Below are 22,985 nucleotides of genomic sequence, written 5' to 3' on the forward strand. Positions count from 1 at the left end.
TCCTGCATGAAAACCAAGGTATTGGCCGCAAGTCTTTGCCTCGCCACGCTAATGCTGCATGGCTGCGCGAGCAAATATGTGGAAGCCGATCAATATTCAGGCTTCCTCAAAGACTACAGCGCCTTAAAGGAAGATAAATCGCCGTCAGGGGCGGCGGTTATGCGCTGGATCAAACCGGGAGTAGATGCAAAACGCTACACAAGCGTGTACCTGGAGCCCAGCCAGTTTTACCCAAAGCCACAGCCCACTGAAAAAATTCCGCAATCGACGCTGCAGGGAATAACCCAATACTACGATCAGACACTCAAGAACCATTTCTCTCAAGCGCTGCCTTTGGCAACAAGCCCTGGCCCCGGGGTTCTGGTGGTACGACCGGCGATCACCGCTGTAAGTGCCAAGACAAAAAGCCTGCGACCTTATGAAGTTATCCCGATTGCCTTGGTAGCCGCTGGCATCAGTACGGCCACTGGCATCCGTGACCAGGATACATCCATTGCTACTGAGGCAGCTTTCTTGGATGGCGAAACCAACCAAGTGGTGGCAGAGGTCGTACGTAAAGGGGCAGGCGCAGAGTTGGACAACTCATCACAAGTCATGCAGGCCAAGGATGCGAAGGCAGTTCTGGATGGCTGGGCCAAGGACATGGTCAGCTCGTTCCAAGCGCTCAAGAAATAATCGCAAGCGCCCCATTTAGAACACAGATGGGGCGTTTTCAATTAACCGATATAATTTATAGGCGCGAAACCATGGAAAGCATTCGCGATGAAGACAATGTTAAATTAACTGCTAGAGCCAGGCTTAGTAAAACCAACGACGTCGCTTTATCTCAGAACCCTTTGGCAATATTTGGCAGAAATGACGAAAGCGAGTCTTTTAATGGTAAGCCCCTACAGATATTTAAATACGATGTACAGACGCTGGGGCTGCCCTATTTGAATTGCGGCCTGCCTACAATGCAAGGCGCACCGTTAGACGGGCCTTTACGATTTCTTGCTACCTCGGCCCCCACTGTCGGACACGCACTGGTGGCAATCATTCGATACATGCGTCATTACGATCCTCTGGTCTATTTTCGGTTAGACCACCGCGCTGGGCAAGCTGTACTGCAATTTGAACCGTCGAAAGCCGCTCAACCTCTCAGCCCTCATGCCCTCGAGAAATGGGTGGTAGCTGCCTGGTTGTTGATTGGCGAATTACGCGGCACTAAGTTAAAACCTCTCTCACTGAGTTTTCGACATCGGCCGCTAGGTGATGCAGGTAAATACTCAACCTATTTTGGCTGCCCGGTTTTTTTTGAGCAGTGCAACAATTGCCTCATCATGGCATCTGATGTACTCAATGAGGTAAGCGTCAAACGCGATGCCGAACTACATGAAATGGTGCGTTATTTTCTTGAGCTTCGTGCGTCCCCCGCAACCGGACTGAAAGCACAAGTGGAAGAATATATCAAAATCTTATTACCCTCCCAGCGCTCTACGCTGGAGCAGGTTGCGCTGGCTTTGCAGTTACATCCCCGCACACTTCAGCGACGGCTTGCTAGCGAAGCTATCGACTTTGAAGAATGCTTAGACCGGATTCGGCGGTGCCAGGCTGAACAAATGCTTCAGAAAACTAATCTTTCAGTCGGCCAAATTTCAAACGAATTGGGCTACCGTCGAACAACTTCCTTTTGCCGTGCTCATTTGCGCTGGTTCGAGATGACACCCTTGGAGCACAGACGTCGGCATGGTGATAAGACTATGCTCCAGAAATGACCGTAAACTATCGAGTAGTAGGCTCTAGCAGGGCAACATTCAAGACGAATGTATTACACATAAAAAAGCGGCCTACGAGAGGCCGCATAAAGGAGGAGCATCCAAGGGAGCTTTCAGGTATGACCTTTGAAGCCTAGTCTTTGCGTGGCACTAGCGCAAGCCCGACTTATTCGTACCCAAGCACAGCTTTGAACTCTGTGGAGGCTGTATGTACAAATTCGTAAAAACCACGATTGCGGGCGGCGTGTTATTTATCCTCCCCCTGCTGATAGTTATCATTCTGGTAGAAAAGGCGATTCATATTCTGAGGCCACTGATCCAAAAAGTGATGCCTCTCTTCTCAGGCCACACCCTTGTAGGAGGAACTTCTTTAACCCTCCTTGCTTTGCTTGCGCTGGCCCTAATCTGCTTTGTCGCGGGCTTACTCGCAAAAACCACAATAGCTGAACGTATTTTAGGTGCTCTTGAAGATCGGATTCTGAGCAACCTTCCTGGCTATCAACTAATAAAAGATGCAACTGCCCGCTTTGCCGGTCTTGAAAATATGGAAGGCGCTAAAGTGGGACTCATTGCTGAAGGTGAAGGCTTCCGCTTTGGTTTGGTACTAGAGAGCCACGAAAAGTGGCTGTTGATCTATTTGCCAGATGGAGGGCCGGCCGGCACTACTGCTGGAGAAGTACGGGCCCTTCCACATGATCAAGTAACGTTAACCGATGTACCTTGGCTATCGCTAGTAGCCTGCCTGAGACGAGGTGGCCGGGGGACATTGGACCTGATGAACGAGTATGTGCGGACGCCTACCTAACGGGAGGATTACCGAACGAATACGCAAAAGGCTCAAGGCAGTTGGCTCAGTCACCAGCTTCTTGGCGTCCGCTGCCACAGGACAGGCCCACCCTGCAGCATCAATAGCCTGTGGTGATTCGATATTCGCCTCGTTCTGAAGATCACTGGATATCCTTTTCGGTTCTGCTGGGATCCTGCGCCGGCGTGGTGTACCAGTGCTCGCGAGGTACCCATTTTTCTTTCGCTGGATCGCCTAGGTAATGCGGCGACATGATCTGCACACCGTAGTCATTAAACACGTCCTGGATATTAGCGTGCAGCAGGCTCAGCAGCTCCGCCCTTGGGCGTGGCTCACTCGGAACCGCCTGCGCTACCAAGCGATATTCAGGGTAGAAATCGGAAAGCCCGGTCTGGAACACCTGCGGTCGCGGGGTCTGCAAAATGCCGTCAGTACGCTCGGCCGCTTGTAGCAGCATCGCCTCGACCTGGCGCCACGGGGTGTCATAACCGATTGTCACCACTGTATCGACGATGTAACCCTGGCCTTGCACCACCCGCGAGTAGTTGCGTGTCACCGATCCAGTAATCATTGAGTTTGGCAACGTCAGTACCTCGCCCAGGCCAGTGCGTATAGTGGTGTTGAACATGCCCACCTCGGTCACCGTGCCTTCGTTGTCGCCCACCCGTACGTACTCGCCGGCCTTGAGTGTGCGTGAGTATGTCAGGATCAGCCCCGCTGCCGCCTGCCCGACCACGCTGGAGGCACCCAGCGAAATCATCAGCCCTACTAGCACCGACAGGCCCTTGAACGCGTCGGTGCCAGAACCTGGCAAATACGGGTAGGCCATCACCAAGGCAAACAGCCAGATTGCCAATGACGTGAGTCGAGTGGTGGGCTGGAGGGTTTCTTCCGTCAACCATTTGAGCGTACCAGGACGGGCCATGCGCTCCAGCAAACGCTTGCTGAAACCGCTTATTCCTCGGGCGATGAAGAAAATCATGACCGCCACTGCAAGGCCTGGGATCGCATGCAGGATGCCCGCAACCAAGTACCGCAGCAGGTCGAGCAGGTGCACGTTGAGGCTCTCCCCCCACGGCCGGGTGTAGGGGAATTGGGACAGCACGAAGCTCAGCCACTGGTAGCTCAGCAGCAGCACGAACGCCCAGTAAATCAGCCTCAGCAGGCGGTCGATCAGGAAGTATACGTACTGCATGTCAAACAGCGGCATTTGGCCAACCTTGATCTGCCGCGCACGGTCTCGCATCAATTGTGGGAGGCGCCCGCGCAACTTGCGCCGGCCAAAGTTGGCGCCCTTTATCAGCACCACGAACAACAGTGTGGCAGCGGCAGAAAAACCCAGTGCCTTGAGCAAGAAGCGCAGGCTGCGCGCTTCACGCGTTTCATCCACTACCTGACGCAGGGTGGCGGCAGCCCTCTCGGCGGCCAAGCGGGTATCCCCGCCCTCCACGCCCAGATCCTGCGGCGCGACGATGAACGCTCGGCGCCCGCCCAGCAACACCAGGTGGCTGTTAAGGATCGGGTCAATACTTACGTACAACTCATCGGTGCCGCGCAAGGTGTCTTCGATCACCGTGGTGGCTCGGTGCACCCGGGCAGCGGGGGTCTCGCCGAGTAGCGTGGCATTGAAGGTGAACACGCTGCGGTTGGCAATACGCAATTCGGCCGGCTCGCCCGGCACGCCGTCGGTGGCGCTGCCCGTTGCGTCGTTGCCCTGCCCCACCACTGGTAGCAATGCACATAGCATGAGTAGCACAGTCAGAAGACGATTCATTGCACACTCCCCGGCCGGTAACTCTGTAGTGATAGCACCGCTTCACTGGCCAGTGCCGCGTCCCAGGAACCAGCGATAGTAAGGGTTGTTGCCATCGCTGCGCGCCAGTTCGCGGGCCTCGTTCGCCCACGCCTGGCGGTTCCCGTTATAGGCGTGCAAGCTGAGGCTGTAGAACCGCGCCAGGCTACGCCACTGGTCATTCACCGCCGTGGCAAAACCAGGCTCGGCACCTTGCAGCGGCGGAGCAACGCGCAAGGCCAGCAAGGTCGGCAGCACGCGAGTGATTTCGCGCGGGCGCACCCACGGGGCATACTCGATGCGCGGCTGATCGTCGGTCACCGGCAGGGCATCGGCAGCGTAACGCTGCAGCCCGACACGGTCGGTGACCCAGGTGGCCAGCAAGGCCTGCGGCGAGTCGATGCCCACCTCGGCAAGCGCCTCAGCCACCGGCACCTGCGCCAGGCGCTGGCGAATGCGCGGCACATCCAGTTGCAGCGGCTGCAGCGAACCGATCAGCAGCATCTCGTGAAACTCGGTGGTCCATAGGCTGGCATGGGGGAACACGTCAATGAAGCTGCGCACCAGCGAACGGCTGTCTTCATCGTTCTGGGTCGGCAGTGGCAGCCATTGCGCCATCAGGCCACCGCGCTGCAAACGGGCGGCAGCCAGTTGGTAAAAATCGCGGGAGTACAAATTGACCACGCCAGCAGCCGAAGGCGGTGGCGGCTCCAGGGTCACCAGGTCGTATCGTTCTTCGCTGCGCAAGAGTTCACGACGGCCGTCGCGCAGGCGGATGTCCAGGCGCGGGTCGACAACGGCGGCGTAGTTGCCTTTGAAATGAGGTGCGGCTTGCAGGACTTCGGGCAGTAGTTCGGCCACCACCGGACGGTTTAGGCCCGGGTAGCGCAACATCGCCCCTGCGGTGATGCCGGTGCCAAACCCGATCACTAGCGCCGAACGGGGTTCACCGTTGTGGATCAACAACGGCAGCAAAGCCTGCAGCCGCATATAGCGCAGTGACGGCATGGCATCGCCGGTATTGGAAACGCCCTGGATGTAAAGCCGGCTGAAGGTCTGACCCTCACGCCCCTGGGTCACCACCGCCACCGTGCCGCCCTTGCCCTCATGGTAGTACGTCAACTGCCCGTTGCGCGCCCCTGGCAGCAGGCCAGCCAATTGTTGCGGTGGCGTCAGCAGCGCTACCAGCACGGTCGCCAACGCCACCAGGCCTACCGCAACACTCGCCGGGCGCCGTACGCCCTGCCCTCGCCAGGCGGCTACCAGGCCGACAACTGCCGCTACGCTAGCCAGTACACCCAAGGCCCGCACCAGGCCCAAGTGCGGCACCAACACGAACCCGGTGAGCAGCACGCCGACGATACCGCCCAAGGTGTTGAGCGCCACCACCGCACCGACATCCCGGCCCACGTGGCCGCTGTCCACCGCCAGCCGCAACGCCAGCGGAAACGCAGCGCCGAGCAAAGTGGTGGGCAAAAACACCATGCACAGGGCTGCCACTGCAAACCGGGCGCACATGCCGGCCAGTTCGCTGCCGGTAAGCTGCAGGGCAAAGAATTCGGCCTGGGTCTGCGCTAAAACCAGCCAGCGCCCCAGCCCGGCGAGTTGCAGCATTGCAAGCAGGCCGGCGATGGCGATCAAGAGGCCGAACAAGCCCCAGGGGTCACGAATGCGGTCGGCGCGCCGGGCATACAGCGCACTGCCGGCCAGCAGGCCGCCCAGGTAGGTGGCCAGCACCACGGCAAAGGCAAACGCCCGGGTGCTCATGAAGGGTACGATCGACTGGCTCCAAACCACTTCGTAGCCCAACGCCACGCCCCCGGCCACGCAGTACAGGCTGATGGCCAGGCGGGCCTGCGCCGAGCGCGGCATTGAGGTTGCCTGGGCAGGCGGCGTTAACGCAGTGTCACGCCGGCGCGCCAACCAGGCGCCCAGTGCAGCCAGCAGGTTCAGACTGGCTGCGGCGCAGGCGCTGCCGCTCACGCCAAGGCGCGGCAATAGCACAAAGGCGGCCAGCAAGGTACCGGCAATGGCGCCTGCGGTGTTGGCCGCGTACAAACGACCGCCCGCCTCCGCCAGTTGCCCGCAGGCAGGCGCCAGCGCGCGAACCAGCACGGGCAAGGTGCCGCCCATGAGCAACGCGGGTACCCCCACCAGCACAAAGGGCAACACCCAGGCCAACAGGCCGGCACTGGCTTCCAGCCGGGCGAAGGGCCCGGCGGCGTGGGCCAGGCCCAGGGTGGCGCCCAACCCCAGCACCGCCACGGCCAGTTCCAGGACGACGTACAAGCGTACCGGGCGTTGCAATCGGTCAGCCCAGCGCCCGAACAGCAACCCGCCTACAGCGAGCCCGGCGAAAAATGCACTGATACCGGTGGCCACGGCATGCACTTCTACGCCTACCACCAGAGACAGTTGTTTGATCCACAGTACTTGGTAAACGAGGCCGGCAGCGCCGGAGAGGAACAGCAGCGTGGCAGGTAGGGCCAGCAGCAGTCGAGAATTGGTGCGCGGTGCATGCGAGACAGCGGAGGATGCTGCAGATGATGCCATGCGTGAATGCCTTGTCCGATGATTGGACTGTGGGAGCGGGTTTACCCGCGAATCAGACACCGCAGAGCCTGACACCAGCTTCGCCGATGCTCGCGGACGAATCCGCTCCCACAGAAGTTACGCCAGCTGTTCAGGAATCTGCCTATTCAGTTCCCGAAGCGTGACTCACTGCTTTTTCATTTTTTCTTCGATCTTCTTGTCCACGTCAGCACGAATCTGGTCGATGCTGAAACTGGCCGGACGTTGGCTCGGCGGGTAATCGACAAAGGTCTGCAGGAACTTCGCTGCTTTCTGCACACCATTGAAGATCAGGTAGTCGTTTTTCGCCAGCCAGTCGTAGTATTGGTCAGATACCACATCGGCCCGCTCGTACGGGTCCATGCGCAGGTTGAAGAGTTTCGGTACCCGCAGCGGGGTGAACGGTTCGCTCCAAACCTTGAAGCCACCCGGTGCGCGTTGCTCGGCGAACACCAGCTTCCAGTCACCGTAGCGCATGCCCACCAAGTCGCCGTCATCGTTGAAGTAGTAGAACTCGGTGCGGGCACTCTTGTCGGTTTTGCCGGTGATGTAGTCGAGCTGGTTGAAGCCGTCCAGATGCACCTTGAAGTTTTTTCCATCCAGGCTGGCGCCCTTGAGCAGGCGGTCCTTGATGTCAGTGTCGCCCACTGCGGCCAGCAGGGTTGGGAACCAGTCCAGGCCAGACATCAGCTGACTGGAGATGGTGTCAGCCTTGACGTGGCCTGGCCAGCGAACGATCGCCGGCACCCGGTAGGCACCTTCCCAGTTGGAGTTCTTCTCATTGCGGAACGGCGTAGTGGCCGCATCCGGCCACGACCACTGGTTCGGCCCGTTGTCGGTGGTATACACCACGATGGTGTTGTCGGTGACCTTCAGGTCGTCAAGGGTCTTGAGCAGTTTGCCGACGTCGCCATCATGTTCCAGCATGCCGTCGGCGTACTCATTGCCGACCATGCCGCTCTGGCCTTTCATAGACTCGCGCACGTGAGTAAAGGCGTGCATGCGGGTGGTGTTCATCCACACGAAGAACGGTTTGTTGGCCTTGACCTGTTTGTCGATGAAGTTGATGGCTGCCTGAGTGGTCTCGTCGTCGATAGTTTCCATGCGCTTCTTGTTCAGCGCACCGGTGTCTTCGATCTTGCCGTCAGCGCTGGATTTGATCACCCCACGCGGAGAGGCGGCCTTGACGAAATCGGCATCATCCTTGGGCCAGTAAGGGCGCTCTGGTTCCTCTTCGGCGTTCAGGTGATAAAGGTTGCCAAAGAACTCATCGAAACCGTGATTGGTCGGCAGGTACTCGTCCTTGTCACCCAAGTGGTTCTTGCCGAACTGCCCGGTGGCATAGCCCTGCGCCTTGAGTGCCTGAGCAATGGTCACGTCGCGCGCCTGCAGCCCCACCGGCACACCGGGCATGCCAACTTTGGACAACCCGGTACGCAGCGCCGTCTGGCCGGTAATGAAGGTGGACCGGCCCGCGGTGCAGCTGTTTTCCGCGTAATAGTCGGTGAACATCATGCCTTCTTTGGCGATACGGTCGATGTTCGGTGTCTGGTAACCAACCACACCTTTGCCGTAGGCACTGATGTTGGTTTGGCCGATGTCGTCCCCAAAGATGACCAAGATGTTCGGCTTGTCCGCCGCACTGGCCATCCCCATTCCAAAGGTTGCCGTGGCCGCGAGGGCGGCCGCTGACAACCAAGCTCTACTGGACTTCATAGCTACGCTCTCCGTTTCACTTCACTGCTGTCGTCCACGACTGCTAGCACGGAAACTACCGTGCGCCTGCGGCTGGTTTTCGAATCATTGCGGTGTTTCAAAGGGGTACACACGGCGCCAATCGCTGGCCATGTCGACCACAGTCCAGCCCTTGGCCTGAGCCTGGTCCAAGGCCTTGTCGAGCCGGCCCACAGAACTCTTGCGGTCATACGCCCACTCGCGGTGGGCGTCGGTGTGGTGCACCAGCCCCGCAAAGCGCTTGCCCTTTCCGGCCGTGGTCCATTGCAACATCTGCAAGTCACCGTCAGAGTTGCCAAAGGCCAGCACTGGCCGACGGCCAATGATCGTGTCAATGCTGACTGGTTTGCCCGGACCATCGTCGTTGTGCACGAGCTTGGGCAAACGCTGGATGCTCAATGTGCCTTGCTTATCCTGGAGCGATGCACCCAAGGTAGTGCCGATCACCTGTTCGGGGGGGATGCCATACACCTCTTCGGCAAAGGCGCGCATGAACGCTACCTCCCCGCCGGAGACGATGTACGTCTTGAAGCCGTTGTCACGCAGGTAGTCCAGCAGTTCCAGCATCGGCTGGAACACCATTTCGGTGTAGGGCTTGCCGGTACGCGGGTGGCGGGCGCTGGCCAGCCAGCTACGGCTGCGGGCGATGAAATCTTCACTGCTCACACCCGCATGGGTCGCCAGCACGATTTTCATCATACCGTCCATGCCTTGGGCGCCGAGGGCCTGGTGATCGTTCTCCAGCACTGCCTTGAACGGTTGCTGTTCGCGCCACTGCGGGTGCTGCGGCGCCAGGCGCTTGATTTCATCCATGGCGAACAGCACTTCGAAGTACATCGGTTGCTCGCTCCACAACGTGCCGTCGTTGTCGAACACCGCAATGCGCTCGGCGGGTGCGATGTACTCAGGGCCACCCACCTCGGTAACGGCGCTGACGAATGCCTCGATGGCCTCGCGCGACTGCCCTTCGCGCCAAGAAGCCAGCGATTCGGCCGCCAGTGCCTGCATAACCGGGAAAATCAACAGCCCACACAATAATGTGTGCGCGAAAGCTTTGCGAATCGGGGCATGGCGCATAGTCAACCATCCTTGCTGAAGTTACCTGGCTGACCACGCGGGTCAGGGGTTCAGTTGCTTGAGCGCGTGTTTACCCTGGGCCTTGGGTGGCAGCGCCTCGACCCGCTGTCGCAGGTTTTGCAACACACGCCGGCGGGCATCGGCAGGCGGCCGTTCAGAGCGTCCTGTGGCATAAAATTCTTGCAAGAAGGCTAGCAAAACCACGTCGTTCTGCCCGTCGCCAGGATGTTCACTTGACGACAGCGTGCGCTGCCCGGTGGCACGCCGCAGCCAGCAGTACATAGCGTCCAGCCGCACTGGTTCTTTGGTGCACTGCTGCCGAGCCTGTCGCCAGGCATAGCCGGGCGACTCCAGCCAGGCCTGATGGCGGCGTGCCTGCCAGCGCCGCAGCCGCTGCCAGCCGGCCATCCCCCATTCGCGTGCGGCCCAAGCCAGCCCGGCCAGCAACAACAGCAGCAATGCCAGCAGTACACCATGGCTGGCGATGCTGATCTGCGCCCCCTGGCCCAGCGCGCGCAAGTCCTCACGAAGCGAGAATGGCGCCTGGTAGCTGCCCTCGCCTGCCTCAAGGTCCACGGCGGGCACGGTGAGCGTTCGCGCCTGGCCAGTGATGGCATCCCACCACTGCACGTCGATGGCGGGTAGCTGGTAGCGGCCTGCGCCACCCACCACATAGGTGACACTGTCTTCGCGCTGACCACCCAGCGTGCCCCCACGGCCGTCGCTCAGCGGAATCACACTGGGCGTCTGCACGTAGCGTTTAAGCCCCTTTACTTCAGCGAAGGTCGGCGGCGGGATGAGCATTGCCTGGCTACCGCGGGCGACGATATGCACCTTGCGGGTAAGGCTTTCGCCTGCACGCAAGGGGGTGTGCGAACGCTCCACAGTCTGGTCGACCTCAACCGCCTGCGCGACCAGCCGTTGCTCGCCGCCGCCACCGCCGGGGCTTTTCACCGTGAACGACAAAGGCGCGCTTTGTATCGTCTGCGCAACCGTGCCCTGGCCTGGATGCACACGGAATGTAAGCGCAGGTATGCTGAAAGGCTGGGCCACCGTGGGGGTGATCTGGTAGCTGTAGCGCAGGCCGAAGAAGGCTTTGCCATCGAGTCGCTGGTTCAAGTGCTGGGCCTCGCCACCGGGCGGGTTCACCACTGCACCGGGCAACTGCAGCACCGGCAGCTCGGGCGGCGCGGTGAACCAGGTATCCACCAGCAAGTCCACTTCGAGGGTCATAGTGGCACCGACCATGACGGCGTTGCCCGGTACCAGGCGCGCCTGCACCCGCACCTCTGGCTCCGCAGCATTGGACAACCCCGCCAACCCGGCCAGGCAGCCCAGCAAAAGCACGGCAAGGCGGCTCATGGCGCCTCCTCGGCCGCGGTATGCCGCGCGGCCTCCTGTATCGAGAACTTGCGCTTGAGAAACTGCGCGGGTGATGTGGTCAGGTTGTTCAACCACACTTGGTCGGACGCCGCCTGTGGCGTCTTCTTCTGCTGTTGCTGGCCGCCGACGGCCGGGGTCTGGTCTTCGACCACCTTGTCGGCTTTTTCGTCGGGCGTACCGGCCTTCTGCTGGTCCTCGTAGTCCTTTTGCAACGCGTGCGCCAGCGCCAGGTTGGCCTTGGCTTCAGCGAAGTCCGGCTGCAGGCGAATGGCCTGCTGGTAAGCCGCGATGGCCTGATCGAACTTGAACAGTCTTACGTAGCTGTTGCCTTGGTAGAACCAGGCGGGTGCCGTGTCCAGTTTGCCAAGGACGGCCAGCGCTGCCTGAAAATCCGCGGCCTGATAGGCAGCCACGCCTTTCCAGTAAGGGTCGTGGAAGTGCGCGGCAGCTTGCGGGTAATGGCCGTGCTCGAACGCCCAGCGTCCTTGCTGGTCTGCGGTGAAGAAGGCATCGGCAAGGGCACCGGCCCGGGCAGGCTCTGCCCCGGTCCCCAGTAGCAACGCCAGTAGCAACCCAGGTAACCAGTTCACCCGCCAACCGCGACGTACGCTGAACAAGCCGATTAACAACAGCGGCCAGCACAACCAGTAGCCGGCGTCCTTCCAGTGCACCTGACCGGCATCGGCGCTGGCGGCCTTGAAGTGGCGCTGGGCGTGCAGTTCGATCCAGTCCAGGTCATCGTCGCCCAGCGTAAGGCTGCCCAAGGGCGCGCTGGCGGCCTTGGCCAATCCCTTGAGGCCTTGCTCATCGAAGTCGCCCTGCAAGGGCCGGCCCTCGGCGTCCAGCCGGGGCATGCCTTGGGTAGTACGCAGCGGGCCCGTGGACTGGCTGCCGACCGCCAGCACCAGCACCTGCAACGCCGTGCCATTCAGGCGTTTATCGATAGCGTCGAACTGGCTGGGGTCGGCGCCGTCGGTCAGCAATACCAGGGTGCCTGGCGTTTTTTCCGCATCCAACAGCTTGAGCGCCTGGTCGATCACGCCCAATACATCCTTGCCGGGTGCGCTCATCAAGTCAGTGCTCAATGCCTGGATGAACGTGTCGAGCAGGCCTGGATCCTCAGTGGCCGGCAGTACCAGATGAGCACTGCCGGCGTAAGCGATCAGCCCGGTACGCGCCCCTCCACGGCGCATCACCAAGTCGTGCAGGGTATGGCGCGCGGCAGCCAGGCGGCTGGGCGGTACGTCATCGGCGTCCATCGAAGGCGACAGGTCGACCGCCAGGATCAGCGGCGCACGGTCATCGAGAAAGTCCGGTGTGTCCTGCTGCCAGGTCGGCCCAGCAGCCGCCAGTGCAGCCAGCACCAGCATGGCGCCCACCCCGTGCACCGGGCGCAGTCGGCGTGGGTCCGACGGTGTGATCATTAGGTGCTCGACGAGGTGCGGGGCGATGACACCATTCAACTGCCGCCGCAGGTCGTGGCGCCGCAGCCATAGCAACGGCAGCAGCACACCGGGCAGGATCAGTAGCAGCCACCACGGGCGCAGGAAATGGAAGGCGGCCAGGTCGACGGTCATGCCTGCATCCCCGGGCGTCGTGACCACGCCACCGCCAGCAACTGACTCGCCAGCAGCGCAGCGGCCGCGACACCCAGTGGCCACACGAACAGGTCGCGCTTGGGCTGATGGCTGAAGGTCTGCACCTTGTGCGGGGTCAGCCGGTCTAGTGTGGCGTATACCTGCTGCAGCGCCTCACGGTCGTCAGCGCGGAAGAACTGGCCACCGGTTGTCCGCGAAATTGCCTGCAATGTTGCCAGGTCGACCTTGGCATCGCCGGTGGCGTGGGGGTCGCCGATACCAATGGTATGCACGACGATGTCGTTGGCCTGAGCCAGCCGGGCGGCGTGGTCGGGGGTAATGGCGCTGCTAGTGTCATTGCCGTCGGTCAGAAGGATTAGCACTTTCTCCTGCTCATTGGTGTTTTCCAGGGCTTTGATGGTCAGGCCAATGGCATCGCCCAGTGCGGTGTTGGGCCCGGCCATGCCGATACCGACCTCATCGAGCAGCAGCAACAGACTGGCATGATCGAGCGTCAACGGCGCCTGCGGATAGGCGCCGGTGCCGAACACGATCAGGCCGATGCGGTCGTCCTTACGCCGGGCGATGAAGTCGCGCACCACCGCCTTGACCGCAGTCAACCGGTCGGTTCTCTGGCCGTCGGCATCACTGTAGTCGGTGGCCTCCATGGATTGGGAGATGTCGATGGCCAGCATCAGATCGCGGATCGGCTGTTCGCGCTGGACGGGTTTTTCCACTAGCACCGGCCGGGCACAGGCCGCCACCAGCAGACACCACACCAGCACATTGAGTAGCAGTTGCGCACGCCCGCCGCCACCATTCGCCTGCCCCGGCTGCTTACCCACAGCGCGGCTCATGGCCGCGAAAAACGGCACGCGCAACGCGCTACGGCCTTCTTGATACGGGGCCAATAACCGATAGGCCGGCCACGCCAGCGGAAGCAGCAGAAACACCCAGGGGTAATCAAACTGCCACATGGTGCCCCTCGATCCAGCTGCGGCTGGCACTGAACAGCGCGCTAGCTTGCTGTGCATCCAGTGCGCGCAGGGCGGCATCGGGCGCGTAGGCAAGCGTGTGCAATGTTTGGGCGAAGTCGGCGGGCAGCGGCTGGGGTGCTCGCTGGTCGAGAAAGGTTTGCCAGGCCGCACCGGCCAGGCTGGCAGCCGTAGGCCCAGCGGGCATCGACAACGCAACGCGCTTGAGCAGTTCGGGTAGTTCGCGCAGTGCAGCCAGGCGCTGTTCTCCCTGGCTCGCGGCCAGCGCATCGAGCCGGGCCAGCGCCTCGCGACGATATTGGTCACGCTGCCAGCGGCGCCAGCGCAGCGCAGCCCACAGGCCAACCAGCGTCAGCAGCAAAATGCCGAGCGCAAGCCAGGCCCAGGTCTGCGGCAAGTAGCTGAACGGCGGCACCCCGGGTGCCAGCTCGCGCAACTGGTCTATGGATGGTGCCGTATTGTTCATCGGGGCACCTGGGCCAAGCGCCCCAGCTCACGACGCAATTGGTCAAGGCTGTCGTCGCCGGTGCTGATCAGCATCAGCGGTACCTGGCTGCGACGCAGCAGGTCGGCCACATCTTGCAGGCGCCCGGCCAGAAACTCGCCCAAGGGCCGATTGATGCGCCGCTGCCCCACCTCCAGTTCCACCTGCACAGCACCCTGGGTGACGTTCAGCCGGCCCTTGTCCGGCACCTGGAGGGCAATTGGGTCGTACACCTGAATCGCGATCACATCATTGTGCTGGCTTAGCTGGCGCAGCAACGGCAAGGTGTCTGGCGTGATGCCGGCAAAGTCGCTAATGATGCAGATCAAATGGTCGTGGCCTGCACTGGCAGCGCAACTGCGCAGCACCTTGTCCAGCTGGGCATCGTTTTCCTGGTCGGCGGCATACGCCGATAACCGGTGGTTGGCGTTTACCACCGAGCTGCACAGCGCTTCGACCCGCGCCCGGCTGCGCAGGGGCCTGACGTACTGCACCTGCTGGCCGTCGAACACCATACCGCCGACCCGGTCACCGGCATGAAAAGCAATCCACGCACAGATGGCTGCTAGTTGCGCGGCGCTGACCGATTTGAAGTAACGCTGCGACCCGAAGTACATGCTCATGCGCTGGTCCACCAGCACCAGGGTCGGCCGGTCGCGCTCCTCGGTGAAGGTGCGCACGAACGGTTTGCCGTAGCGCAGCGATGCCCGCCAGTCGAGGTGACGCAAGTCGTCGCCGGGCAGGTAATGGCGCAGCTCGTCAAAACTTAACCCCCGCCCACGCAGGCGCGAGGCGTGGTTGCCGGAGAGGATGCTCGACAGCGGCTGGCGGGCAACGAAGCTCAGGCCGCGGGCACGAGCCTCCAGCGCCATCAGCTCGGCGAGCGAGGCATACACGAAGCCGTCTGCAACTACCTTGTTGGCATCCATAGCATGTCCGTCAGGCGGGAATCGCCACCTTGTCCAGCAACCGGTCAATGACCTGGTCGGCCGCCACGCCATCGGTGACCGCGTCATAGGAAAGCTGCAAGCGGTGCCGCAGCACCGGATGCACAACGGCACGCACGTTGTCGGGCGACACGAAGTCCTGGCCTTGCAGCCAGGCGTGGGCGCGCGACACCCGGTCGAGGCTGATACCGCCACGCGGGCTGGCACCGATCCTGATCCAGCGCGCCAGGTCCGGGTCGTAGTCATTCGGGTGCCGCGTGGCGTTGACTAGGTCGATCAGGTAACGGTCGATGGCCTGCGACACATGCACCTGCGCCACCTCGCGGCGGGCGTCGAAAATCACCTGTTGGGCCAACCGTGCCGGTTGTGCGGCAGCCTCGTGGCTGGCCTGGTCCTCTTCCCGCACCAGGCGCAACACCTGGGTTTCGTCCTCGGGGCGCGGGTAGTCGAGTTGCAGCTTCATGAGGAAGCGGTCCATCTGCGCCTCGGGTAGCGGGTAGGTGCCCTCTTGTTCGATCGGGTTCTGGGTAGCCAACACCATGAAAAGCCCGGGCATCGGGTAGCTCTGCCCAGCCACGGTGATCTGGCGCTCTTCCATGGCTTCGAGCAAGGCCGCCTGGACTTTGGCCGGGGCGCGGTTGATTTCATCGGCGAGGATAACGTTGCCGAACAGCGGACCGGGCTGAAAGCTGATCTTGTTGCCTTCCGGCGTCTGTTGCAGGATCTCCCCGCCGGTGATGTCCGAAGGCAGCAGGTCCGGGGTGAACTGGATGCGCCGCATCTGCGCCTCAAGGTGCGTGGCCAGGGCCTTGACCGTGCGGGTCTTGGCCAGGCCGGGCAGACTTTCGAGCAGAACATGGCCGTTGGCGAGCAGGCCGAGCAGGACATGGCGGATGGTCTCGGCCTGACCGAGGACTTTTTCGGCGACCGATGCCTCCAGGGCCTGGACGTGTTCGTGGGTGTTCACGGGCGCGGTCCTTGGGTGGGTTAGCGGTCTGATAGATCCTAGTCCCACGTGAGGTGGGTGCAATAGCGTGTCGTGAAGAGAGAATAGGGTTTTGATCGGTTTTTGATTTTTTTTCCTGCGCCTGGGAGATCGCGCGCTGCGCGGGCGGCGCGCGATCTTAAACAAAATAATCGCACCGCAAACACATCACGGCCGTTCCTTCCAATAGGGCTCGATGGCCTGCAACCGCGGATCCTCCGGCGCCACTTCACGCATCCGCTGAACATACGGAAACGCTTGTTCACGCTCCCCCGCCAAGGCGTGCAGGTAGATCAGCGTGTACAGCAAATCCGCATTCTCCGGCGCTTGCTCCAACCCGCTACGCAACGCCACCAACGCCTCATCCCGACGGTTCATCCGCGACAGCAGCAACCCCTGGTTGTAACGGATGCGTGAATTTCCCGGCAGCGCCACGGCAGCCTGTTCCATCCAGCCGACCGCCTCATCGGGTTTGTTCCGCTCCACCAGTAGTAGCGCCAGCATGTAGGCCAGATTGCCACGATCGGCCTGGGGCATCTTCTCCAGCGCCACGCCATAACGCAGCAACTGTTCGGCATCGCCCAACCGCTGGGCGCTGCTTTCAAGTGTCACCAGGTTGACCCTGGCAGGGACGAAATACGGGTCCATCTTCAGGGCCTGGCGGTACTCTTCCATCGCCTGCTCGTCGCGCCCCTGGCGTTGCAGCAGCACGGCCAGGTTGAGCCGTCCACCGGGCAAGTCGGCGTTGCTTCGCAGGCGCTGTTCGTACTCGGCAAGCAGGGGCGCAAACGCAGCCGGCAACTGCGCTGGCGGTACATCGGCCAACGCCCGCACAGCCTCGTCACGCACCGCCCGGGTTGGGTCTTCAAGCAGTGGCAGCAGCGGTTTCAGGCGCTCCTCGGCCGGCAGACTAGTAAAACCGGACACCGCATAGGCACGCACCACGGCGTCTTTGTCCTGCAAGGCCCAACGCAGGTTGCTGGCGGCAGCTGGGCCAATGTCCGCCAGCTGGTCGGCGGCCGTGGCGCGGACAATCGCCGGGTTGCTCTTGTCGGCCAACACGTAGCCCAAGCGGCTCAAGGTGGTGGACGGGTCTTGGCGCACGCCATGGAACGCTTGCCCGTAATGGGACGGTCGCTTAGGGTTTGCAAACCAACTGTCGATGGCGCTGGCGGCCCAGTCTGCCTTCTGATCCTGATGGCAAGTGGTGCAGGCGTCCGGGCCGGTGTCAGCAAGGTCGGGCCGCGGGATACGGATGCTGTGGTCGCGCCGAGGGTCGACCACCATGTAGTTCTTGGTTGGCATGTGGCAGTTCACGCACTGCGCGCCGGGCGAGCCCACCACGTGGTGATGGTGCGCCGGGCTGTCGTAGTCCTTGGCCTGCAGGCCGGCGAAGCGTGCGGTGTTGGGCTGCGTATTGTGACATTGTACGCACAGGCCATTGCCCTCGATGCGCACCTTGGTGGTGTGCGGGTTGTGGCAGTCGGTGCAGGCGACCCCGGCCGCGTACATCTTGCTTTGGCTGAACGAGCCAAATTCATAGACCTCGCCGTCGATCTGGCCGGCGTCATGGTACAGGCCGGTACGCAGCGTAGCCGGCAAACTTTGGTCGAGTTGGGGATGGCCGGGTAGTTGGCCGGAGCCCAGGCCTTGGCGGCGGCTGTGGCAATAGGCGCACTGCTCGACCTGCCCCTTGCTGCCCAAGGCTTTGAAATCCACGACTAAACCTTGCGCCGGCGAGGCGCCGGGATGCTGTTTGGCCCAGTCGACATGGGCCTGACCTGGCCCGTGGCAACCTTGGCAACCGACATTCTGTTCCTGCCAGGTACTGGCAAAGCTGTCTTTTTTGTCATCGTAGTGTTTGGCCAGCGCGGTGGAGTGGCAGTCGGCGCACATGGCGTTCCAGTTCTGGTAGCGGCCGGTCCAGTGCAGGGGGTCGTTAGGCGCGAAGCGCTGCCCTGGATACAGCGAGAACCAACGCTGCCCGCCCTGTGCGGCCGGGCGGCTGTCCCAGGCAAGGGTCAGCGCCTGCAGGCGCCCTCGTGACAAGGCCACCAGGTACTGCTGCAAGGGTTCGAAGCCAAACGTATAGAGCACGCGAAAGTCAGCCGGTTTGCCATCTTCCCCCTCTAGGTTGACGTAATAGCCGTTACCTTTACGGAAAAAACGGGCCTGGACCCCGTCTTCGTCGAAGTGTGCGTTGTCGAAATTGCCGAGCACGTTATCAGCCGTGGGCTCACGCAATGCCCAGGCATGGTCGGAGTGTTGCCATTGGCTGGCCTGGTCGGCGTGGCAACCCAGGCAAGTGCCAGCGTCGGCATACCCCTCGCGCTCGGTGGCCTGTCGCGGCAATTGCCCCTCGGAGGCTGCCAGTGCTGCACTACTCAGCAAAAACCCGAGCATGCAGGTGCGTATCAATGCCAGTCCCCACTTCCTTGCCAGCATGCCCCGCACCATTGAATCGCTCCATATTTGATCCCCGATGCAGCGTAGTACACGTCCATCGGTCTGCAATGACTGAAAGCCTGTCTTTGGGCAAAGCGCGATTTCCTTCCTAAGATGAGTGAGTTGCCCCCGCGCTCAACAAGGACACGAGAATGCCCATGCCCGTCGTTGGACACTGCTGCCTGCCCCTACTGCTGGCATTGACAAGCGTCACCGCCTACGCCGAACAGGACACGCCTGGCGACGCCCCGCAAGCCATCCGTGTGCTGCTGGCCGCCGAGCTGGAAACGACCCTGTCCAGCCAGATGAATGGCACGCTGGGTGAGCTGAAGACCAACTTTGGCGAACACGTCGCCAAGGGCGCCACGCTGGCACGCTTCAACTGCAGCGAGGCCCAGGCGCGCGGCAAGGTGGCGGTGGCAGAACTGGCCATGGCCCGGCAGAACTTGCAGGCCAAACAGCAGCTGCGCAAGTTGGACGCCGTGGGCGACATCGAAGTGGCAGCCGCCAATACCGAAGTGCAGAAGGCCGATGGCGCACGCGCCATGGGCGAGGCGCAGATGAGTTACTGCCAAGTGCTGGCGCCGTTTTCCGGGCATGTCGCCAAGGTTTACGTGAAACCGTATCAAACTGTCAGCGCCGGCACGCCGCTATTCGACCTGGTCAGCGACGGCGCCCTGAAGGTGCGCCTGAACGTGCCGTCGAGCCAATTGAAGACCCTCAGCCCCGGCCAGCCGCTGGAGGTGAATGTTCACGAAACCGGCAAGACCTACCCGGCCAAAGTCAGCGTGATAAATGCTCGAGTCGATGCCGTGGCACAGACCGTGGAGCTGGAGGCGCGCTTCGAACAGCGCTTCCCTGATCTGATGGCAGGCATGAGCGGCACCGCGCGGTTCGCTCCATGACCATGAATCAGCCACTGCCGCACCCGCAAATGCTGCTGCAACTGGACGCCCTGCGCGACAAGGCGATGGCCGCCGAGTCGCTGAACGCGCTGGCCTTCAGCATGGCCAACGACCTGTACCCGCTGCTGCCCTTTCATCAAGCCCTGGTGTTCAGGCAAGCCAAGGGCGCTTTCGAGCTGCTGTGCGTGTCCGGTCTGGCACGCCCTACCGAAGACTCGCCGTACCTGGTGTGGCTGAAGCGGGCCAGCCGCTGGCTGGGCGAACACATAAAAGACTCGCAACCGGCCTGGGTCACCGTTGCCACCGCCACGCCACCGGCCGACATCGCCGAAGGCTGGGCCGAATGGTGGCCTGCAGGCCTGTGGTGCATCCCGGTGCATGCGTCAACCGGTGAGCGCCTTGGCCTACTGGTGGTGCTGCTCGAAGAGCCGCCCCCCGCGATCTTGCCCAAGCACCTGGAAGGCCTGACCGGCACTTGGGCCTATTGCTGGAACGCCCTCACCCACCGTCAGCGCCTGGGCCGTTGGCGCCCGAGCCGGCGCCAGGTGCTGCTGACCTTACTGCTGCTCGGCGGCTTGCTGCTGGTGCCGGTGCGCCAGACGGCGCTGGCCCCAGCGCAGATCGTGTCGCGCCAGGCGCAGATCGTCACTTCGCCCATCGACGGGGTGGTCGCCCAGGTGCTAGTGCGCCCCAATCAGCCGGTTGACGCCGATACGCCGCTTTTCACGCTGGATGAAACCACATTGCGCAGCCGCGCCGATGTACTGGGCAAAGAGGTGGCGGTAGCCGATGCAGAACTGCTTGCGGCCAGCCAGCGGGCCTTTGACAACCCACAGAGCAAGGGCGAACTGACGCTGCTGCAAAGCCGCGTGCAGCAGCGCCGCGCCGAACTGGCCGCCGTGCAGGCGCAACTCAAGCGCACCCAAGTGCTGGCACCGCGCGGCGGGGTGGCAGTGTTCAGCGACCCCAACGACTGGCTGGGCAAACCGGTGTCCACCGGCGAGCGCATCATGCACGTTGCCGACCCGGCGCAGCCGGCCATGCAGATCCAGTTGGCGGTGGCCGATGCCATTGCCCTGGAGCCGGGTGCCGAGGTAACGCTGTTCCTGACGGCCTACCCGCTCAGCCCGCTTAAGGGCAAAATTCTTGAAACCAGCTATCAGGCCAGGCCCAGCGACGACGGTGTGGTCGCCTACCGCCTGCTGGCGAGCATCGAAGAACAGCCGGCGCATGCCCGCCTGGGCCTGCATGGCACCGCCAAGCTTTATGGCGACCGGGTGATGCTCGGCTATTACCTGCTGCGGCGGCCACTGGCTACGATGCGTGCCTGGAGTGGCTGGTGATGCTCGACCCGGCCGACCTGCCCCTGCCGCCTCTGCGCGAAGACCTGCGCCTGTGCGATGCCGCGGATAACCGCGACGGGGAGCCGGCGTGGATGATCCACGACACTGTGGTCAACCGCTTCTACCGCATTGGCTGGCTGGAGTTCGAGTGCCTGCTGCGCTGGGGCCAGTCACCCCGGCAGATCAGCGAACAGGTAGCGCGTGACAGCGCCCTGAAGCCGGATGTGGAGCAAGTACTGGGACTGCGCACCTTCCTCGAACACCACCAGCTACTGCGCGCCGGGCCCGAGCAGTTGGGCAAACTGCAGGCGCGTAGCGAAGCGCGTACCTGGTCGAGTTGGCGCTGGTGGTTGCACCATTATCTGTTCTTCCGCGTTCCTTTACTGCGTCCTCAAGTAGGCCTGCGGCGCCTGGCCGGGGCGCTCGGCTGGCTGTTCCATCCACTGACCGGCTTGTTGGTGATCGGCCTGAGCCTGCTGGGTATCCTGCTGGTGATTCAGCAGTGGGACAGCTTCACCCATGCGGTGGTGGAATCGTTCTCCACCGAAGGGTTGTTGAGCTTTGCGCTGGCCCTGATCGTCGCCAAAACATTGCACGAGCTGGGCCATGCGCTGGTCGCCACCCGCCTGGGCCTGCGGGTGGGACACATGGGGGTGGCCTTTCTGGTGCTGTGGCCAATGCTGTACACCGACACCGGTGAAAGCTGGAAGCTGAAGCATTCGCGCCAGCGCCTGGCAATCGCATCGGCGGGCATCGCTACCGAGCTGTCACTGGCGGGCCTGGCGACGCTGGGCTGGGCGTTATGCGACGACGGCGCGCTGCGCAATGCCCTGTTGTACCTGGCCACCACCAGCTGGGTGTTGTCGCTGGCGCTTAACGCCAGCCCGTTCATGCGCTTTGATGGCTATTTCATCCTCAGCGACCTGCTGGACTTCCCCAACCTGCACGAACGGGCCTCGGCGCTGGCCCGGGTGGCCCTGCGGCGCAATTTGCTGGGGCTGCACGAGCCGTGGCCGGAGCCGTTCCCCAGCCACCAGCGGCGCCTGCTGGTGGCCTTCGCCTTCGCCACCTGGGTATACCGTTTAGTGCTGTTTCTGGGCATCGCCGTGGCGGTGTACCTGTTCTTCTTCAAGCTGTTAGGAATCGTACTGTTCATGGTTGAAATCGCCTGGTTCATCGCCCTGCCGGTCAAACGCGAACTGAGCCACTGGTGGCAACAACGGGCGCGCATCCCAGGGGGGCGCAAGCAGCTGTTCTACCTGTGCATGGGGCTGGCTGTACTGGCCTTGGCGATGCCGTGGCACAGCCAGGTGGATGCGGTGGGAGTAGCCCGGGCCGAGCAGCAACTGCGGGTTTACACGCCCTACCCGGCACGCTTGCAAAGCCTGCGCGAGCAGGGCCAGGTCAAGGCTGGCGAAGTGCTGGCGACGCTGGACGAGCCGGACTTGGACTCACGCCTGCGCAGTAGCGAGGCCACTGCGCGCAGCTACCAGGCACGGCTGTCGGGCCTGCTGGCCGACCCGGCGGGGCTGAGTGTCGATGCCGCCACCCAGCAACGCCTGAACGTGCAGAACGAGGAGGCCCGCTCGGCCCGCGTAGAGATCGCCCGCCTGAATTTGCAGGCCCCCTTCGCCGGTACCTGGCTGGACCGCGATCCGGATTGGCGCGCTGGGCAGTGGGTCAATCGCCAGGAGCCGCTGGGCATCCTCATCGATCCCCGCCGTTGGCAGGTGGATGCCTATGTGGCGCAAGACCAGGTACACCACCTGGCCGTGGACAATACCGTACGCTTTTACCCAGAAGGCCAGGCGATAGCATTGTCCGGCAGAGTACTGGCCATTGGCAGCACCCGTGCAAATCAACTGGCCCACCGCATGCTGTCGTCCCACTTTGGCGGGCCCGTGCCCACCGGTAGCCAACCGTTGGTGCCGACCCATGCGGTGTTTCAAGTACTGATTGCACTGGATGCGCCGCTGGTTGGCCTGCACGAGACACGCGGCAGATTAAAAATCGACGGCGAGCGGCGCAGCGTGCTGGGTGAGATGGGGCGCTGGTTGGCAGGGGTTGCGTTGCGAGAGAGTGGGTTTTGAGTGCCAGGCTCCGTGTTGCCCGTACACCAAATCGGAAATTCCGGGCTACCCTTGATCTACTCAGAAACTGGCGTTGAACTTTCGAGCAGGTATGCATC

The 22,985-nt window shown here is 62.2% G+C and carries 17 protein-coding genes; 6 read left to right on the plus strand and 11 right to left on the minus strand.

Annotated elements, in window-relative coordinates; all coding sequences use genetic code 11:
- The first annotated feature begins 6 nt into the window (after window positions 1-6).
- The 3 genes from ACLCGK_RS24430 to ACLCGK_RS24440 all read left to right on the plus strand — a co-directional run bounded on the left by ACLCGK_RS24430 (window position 7) and on the right by ACLCGK_RS24440 (window position 2,559).
- On the plus strand, window positions 7-675 hold the full coding sequence (locus tag ACLCGK_RS24430; RefSeq protein ID WP_392519302.1) for a DUF3313 domain-containing protein: 669 nt from the start codon (window positions 7-9) through the stop codon (window positions 673-675).
- A 71-nt stretch (window positions 676-746) separates the two neighbouring features.
- On the plus strand, window positions 747-1,754 hold the full coding sequence (locus ACLCGK_RS24435) for an AraC family transcriptional regulator ligand-binding domain-containing protein (RefSeq protein WP_410953121.1): 1,008 nt from the start codon (window positions 747-749) through the stop codon (window positions 1,752-1,754).
- Window positions 1,755-1,962: 208 nt separating this feature from the next.
- Window positions 1,963-2,559 (plus strand): hypothetical protein, encoded by a 597-nt coding sequence (locus ACLCGK_RS24440; protein WP_410953122.1) that lies wholly within the window; start codon window positions 1,963-1,965, stop codon window positions 2,557-2,559.
- A gap of 142 nt (window positions 2,560-2,701) precedes the next feature.
- On the opposite strand, the gene ACLCGK_RS24445 is transcribed toward ACLCGK_RS24440, so the two are convergent.
- From ACLCGK_RS24445 to ACLCGK_RS24495, 11 genes are all read right to left on the minus strand, one after another.
- Window positions 2,702-4,333: a mechanosensitive ion channel family protein gene (locus tag ACLCGK_RS24445; protein WP_410953123.1), complete on the minus strand. Its 1,632-nt coding sequence runs from the start codon at window positions 4,331-4,333 to the stop codon at window positions 2,702-2,704.
- Window positions 4,334-4,375: 42 nt separating this feature from the next.
- A complete protein-coding gene (locus ACLCGK_RS24450) occupies window positions 4,376-6,904 on the minus strand; it encodes a fused MFS/spermidine synthase (protein ID WP_410953124.1) in 2,529 nt (842 codons plus the stop codon).
- Window positions 6,905-7,069: 165 nt separating this feature from the next.
- Window positions 7,070-8,638 carry an arylsulfatase gene (locus ACLCGK_RS24455; RefSeq protein WP_410953125.1) on the minus strand — a complete coding sequence of 523 codons (1,569 nt, stop codon included), beginning with the start codon at window positions 8,636-8,638 and terminating at the stop codon, window positions 7,070-7,072.
- Between the two features lie 84 nt (window positions 8,639-8,722).
- Complete coding sequence (locus ACLCGK_RS24460; protein WP_410953145.1) at window positions 8,723-9,664, minus strand: HAD family hydrolase; 942 nt, start codon at window positions 9,662-9,664, stop codon at window positions 8,723-8,725.
- A 111-nt stretch (window positions 9,665-9,775) separates the two neighbouring features.
- The gene (locus ACLCGK_RS24465; RefSeq protein ID WP_410953126.1) at window positions 9,776-11,095 is read right to left on the minus strand and encodes a hypothetical protein; all 1,320 of its coding nucleotides are present in this window, start codon (window positions 11,093-11,095) and stop codon (window positions 9,776-9,778) included.
- Complete coding sequence (locus ACLCGK_RS24470) at window positions 11,092-12,693, minus strand: VWA domain-containing protein (RefSeq protein WP_197862791.1); 1,602 nt, start codon at window positions 12,691-12,693, stop codon at window positions 11,092-11,094. Before ACLCGK_RS24470 ends, ACLCGK_RS24465 begins: the two co-directional genes overlap by 4 nt.
- Window positions 12,690-13,670 carry a vWA domain-containing protein gene (locus tag ACLCGK_RS24475; protein WP_410953127.1) on the minus strand — a complete coding sequence of 327 codons (981 nt, stop codon included), beginning with the start codon at window positions 13,668-13,670 and terminating at the stop codon, window positions 12,690-12,692. The genes ACLCGK_RS24470 and ACLCGK_RS24475 overlap by 4 nt, the downstream gene beginning before the upstream one ends.
- The gene (locus ACLCGK_RS24480; RefSeq protein WP_410953128.1) at window positions 13,657-14,154 is read right to left on the minus strand and encodes a DUF4381 domain-containing protein; all 498 of its coding nucleotides are present in this window, start codon (window positions 14,152-14,154) and stop codon (window positions 13,657-13,659) included. The genes ACLCGK_RS24475 and ACLCGK_RS24480 overlap by 14 nt, the downstream gene beginning before the upstream one ends.
- Window positions 14,151-15,101, minus strand: coding sequence for a DUF58 domain-containing protein (locus ACLCGK_RS24485; protein WP_410953129.1), 951 nt, complete (start codon window positions 15,099-15,101; stop codon window positions 14,151-14,153). Before ACLCGK_RS24485 ends, ACLCGK_RS24480 begins: the two co-directional genes overlap by 4 nt.
- Before the next feature lie 10 nt (window positions 15,102-15,111).
- On the minus strand, window positions 15,112-16,086 hold the full coding sequence (locus ACLCGK_RS24490) for an AAA family ATPase (RefSeq protein WP_060484343.1): 975 nt from the start codon (window positions 16,084-16,086) through the stop codon (window positions 15,112-15,114).
- Between the two features lie 186 nt (window positions 16,087-16,272).
- Entirely contained in the window at window positions 16,273-18,549 is a 2,277-nt protein-coding gene (locus ACLCGK_RS24495; protein ID WP_410953130.1) for a tetratricopeptide repeat protein, read from the minus strand.
- Between the two features lie 152 nt (window positions 18,550-18,701).
- Between ACLCGK_RS24495 and ACLCGK_RS24500 the strand changes: the two genes are divergently transcribed.
- The 3 genes from ACLCGK_RS24500 to ACLCGK_RS24510 are packed head-to-tail and all read left to right on the plus strand — an operon-like array spanning window position 18,702 to window position 22,887.
- Window positions 18,702-19,454, plus strand: a complete 753-nt coding sequence (locus ACLCGK_RS24500; RefSeq protein WP_060484342.1) for an efflux RND transporter periplasmic adaptor subunit — start codon at window positions 18,702-18,704, stop codon at window positions 19,452-19,454.
- The gene (locus ACLCGK_RS24505) at window positions 19,451-20,797 is read left to right on the plus strand and encodes an efflux RND transporter periplasmic adaptor subunit (protein ID WP_410953131.1); all 1,347 of its coding nucleotides are present in this window, start codon (window positions 19,451-19,453) and stop codon (window positions 20,795-20,797) included. The genes ACLCGK_RS24500 and ACLCGK_RS24505 overlap by 4 nt, the downstream gene beginning before the upstream one ends.
- Window positions 20,797-22,887, plus strand: a complete 2,091-nt coding sequence (locus ACLCGK_RS24510) for an HlyD family efflux transporter periplasmic adaptor subunit (RefSeq protein ID WP_410953132.1) — start codon at window positions 20,797-20,799, stop codon at window positions 22,885-22,887. The genes ACLCGK_RS24505 and ACLCGK_RS24510 overlap by 1 nt, the downstream gene beginning before the upstream one ends.
- Window positions 22,888-22,985: the final 98 nt, after the last annotated feature.

The organism is Pseudomonas sp. S1(2024) (assembly GCF_046557535.1).

Bases quoted from the DNA above. Each gene is read 5' to 3' on its own strand.
- ACLCGK_RS24430 (WP_392519302.1), top strand. From the start codon at position 7: ATGAAAACCAAGGTATTGGCCGCAAGTCTTTGCCTCGCCACGCTAATG.
- ACLCGK_RS24435 (WP_410953121.1), top strand. From the start codon at position 747: ATGGAAAGCATTCGCGATGAAGACAATGTTAAATTAACTGCTAGAGCC.
- ACLCGK_RS24440 (WP_410953122.1), top strand. From the start codon at position 1,963: ATGTACAAATTCGTAAAAACCACGATTGCGGGCGGCGTGTTATTTATC.
- ACLCGK_RS24445 (WP_410953123.1), bottom strand. From the start codon at position 4,333: ATGAATCGTCTTCTGACTGTGCTACTCATGCTATGTGCATTGCTACCA.
- ACLCGK_RS24450 (WP_410953124.1), bottom strand. From the start codon at position 6,904: ATGGCATCATCTGCAGCATCCTCCGCTGTCTCGCATGCACCGCGCACC.
- ACLCGK_RS24455 (WP_410953125.1), bottom strand. From the start codon at position 8,638: ATGAAGTCCAGTAGAGCTTGGTTGTCAGCGGCCGCCCTCGCGGCCACG.
- ACLCGK_RS24460 (WP_410953145.1), bottom strand. From the start codon at position 9,664: ATGCAGGCACTGGCGGCCGAATCGCTGGCTTCTTGGCGCGAAGGGCAG.
- ACLCGK_RS24465 (WP_410953126.1), bottom strand. From the start codon at position 11,095: ATGAGCCGCCTTGCCGTGCTTTTGCTGGGCTGCCTGGCCGGGTTGGCG.
- ACLCGK_RS24470 (WP_197862791.1), bottom strand. From the start codon at position 12,693: ATGACCGTCGACCTGGCCGCCTTCCATTTCCTGCGCCCGTGGTGGCTG.
- ACLCGK_RS24475 (WP_410953127.1), bottom strand. From the start codon at position 13,670: ATGTGGCAGTTTGATTACCCCTGGGTGTTTCTGCTGCTTCCGCTGGCG.
- ACLCGK_RS24480 (WP_410953128.1), bottom strand. From the start codon at position 14,154: ATGAACAATACGGCACCATCCATAGACCAGTTGCGCGAGCTGGCACCC.
- ACLCGK_RS24485 (WP_410953129.1), bottom strand. From the start codon at position 15,101: ATGGATGCCAACAAGGTAGTTGCAGACGGCTTCGTGTATGCCTCGCTC.
- ACLCGK_RS24495 (WP_410953130.1), bottom strand. From the start codon at position 18,549: ATGCTGGCAAGGAAGTGGGGACTGGCATTGATACGCACCTGCATGCTC.
- ACLCGK_RS24500 (WP_060484342.1), top strand. From the start codon at position 18,702: ATGCCCATGCCCGTCGTTGGACACTGCTGCCTGCCCCTACTGCTGGCA.
- ACLCGK_RS24505 (WP_410953131.1), top strand. From the start codon at position 19,451: ATGACCATGAATCAGCCACTGCCGCACCCGCAAATGCTGCTGCAACTG.
- ACLCGK_RS24510 (WP_410953132.1), top strand. From the start codon at position 20,797: ATGCTCGACCCGGCCGACCTGCCCCTGCCGCCTCTGCGCGAAGACCTG.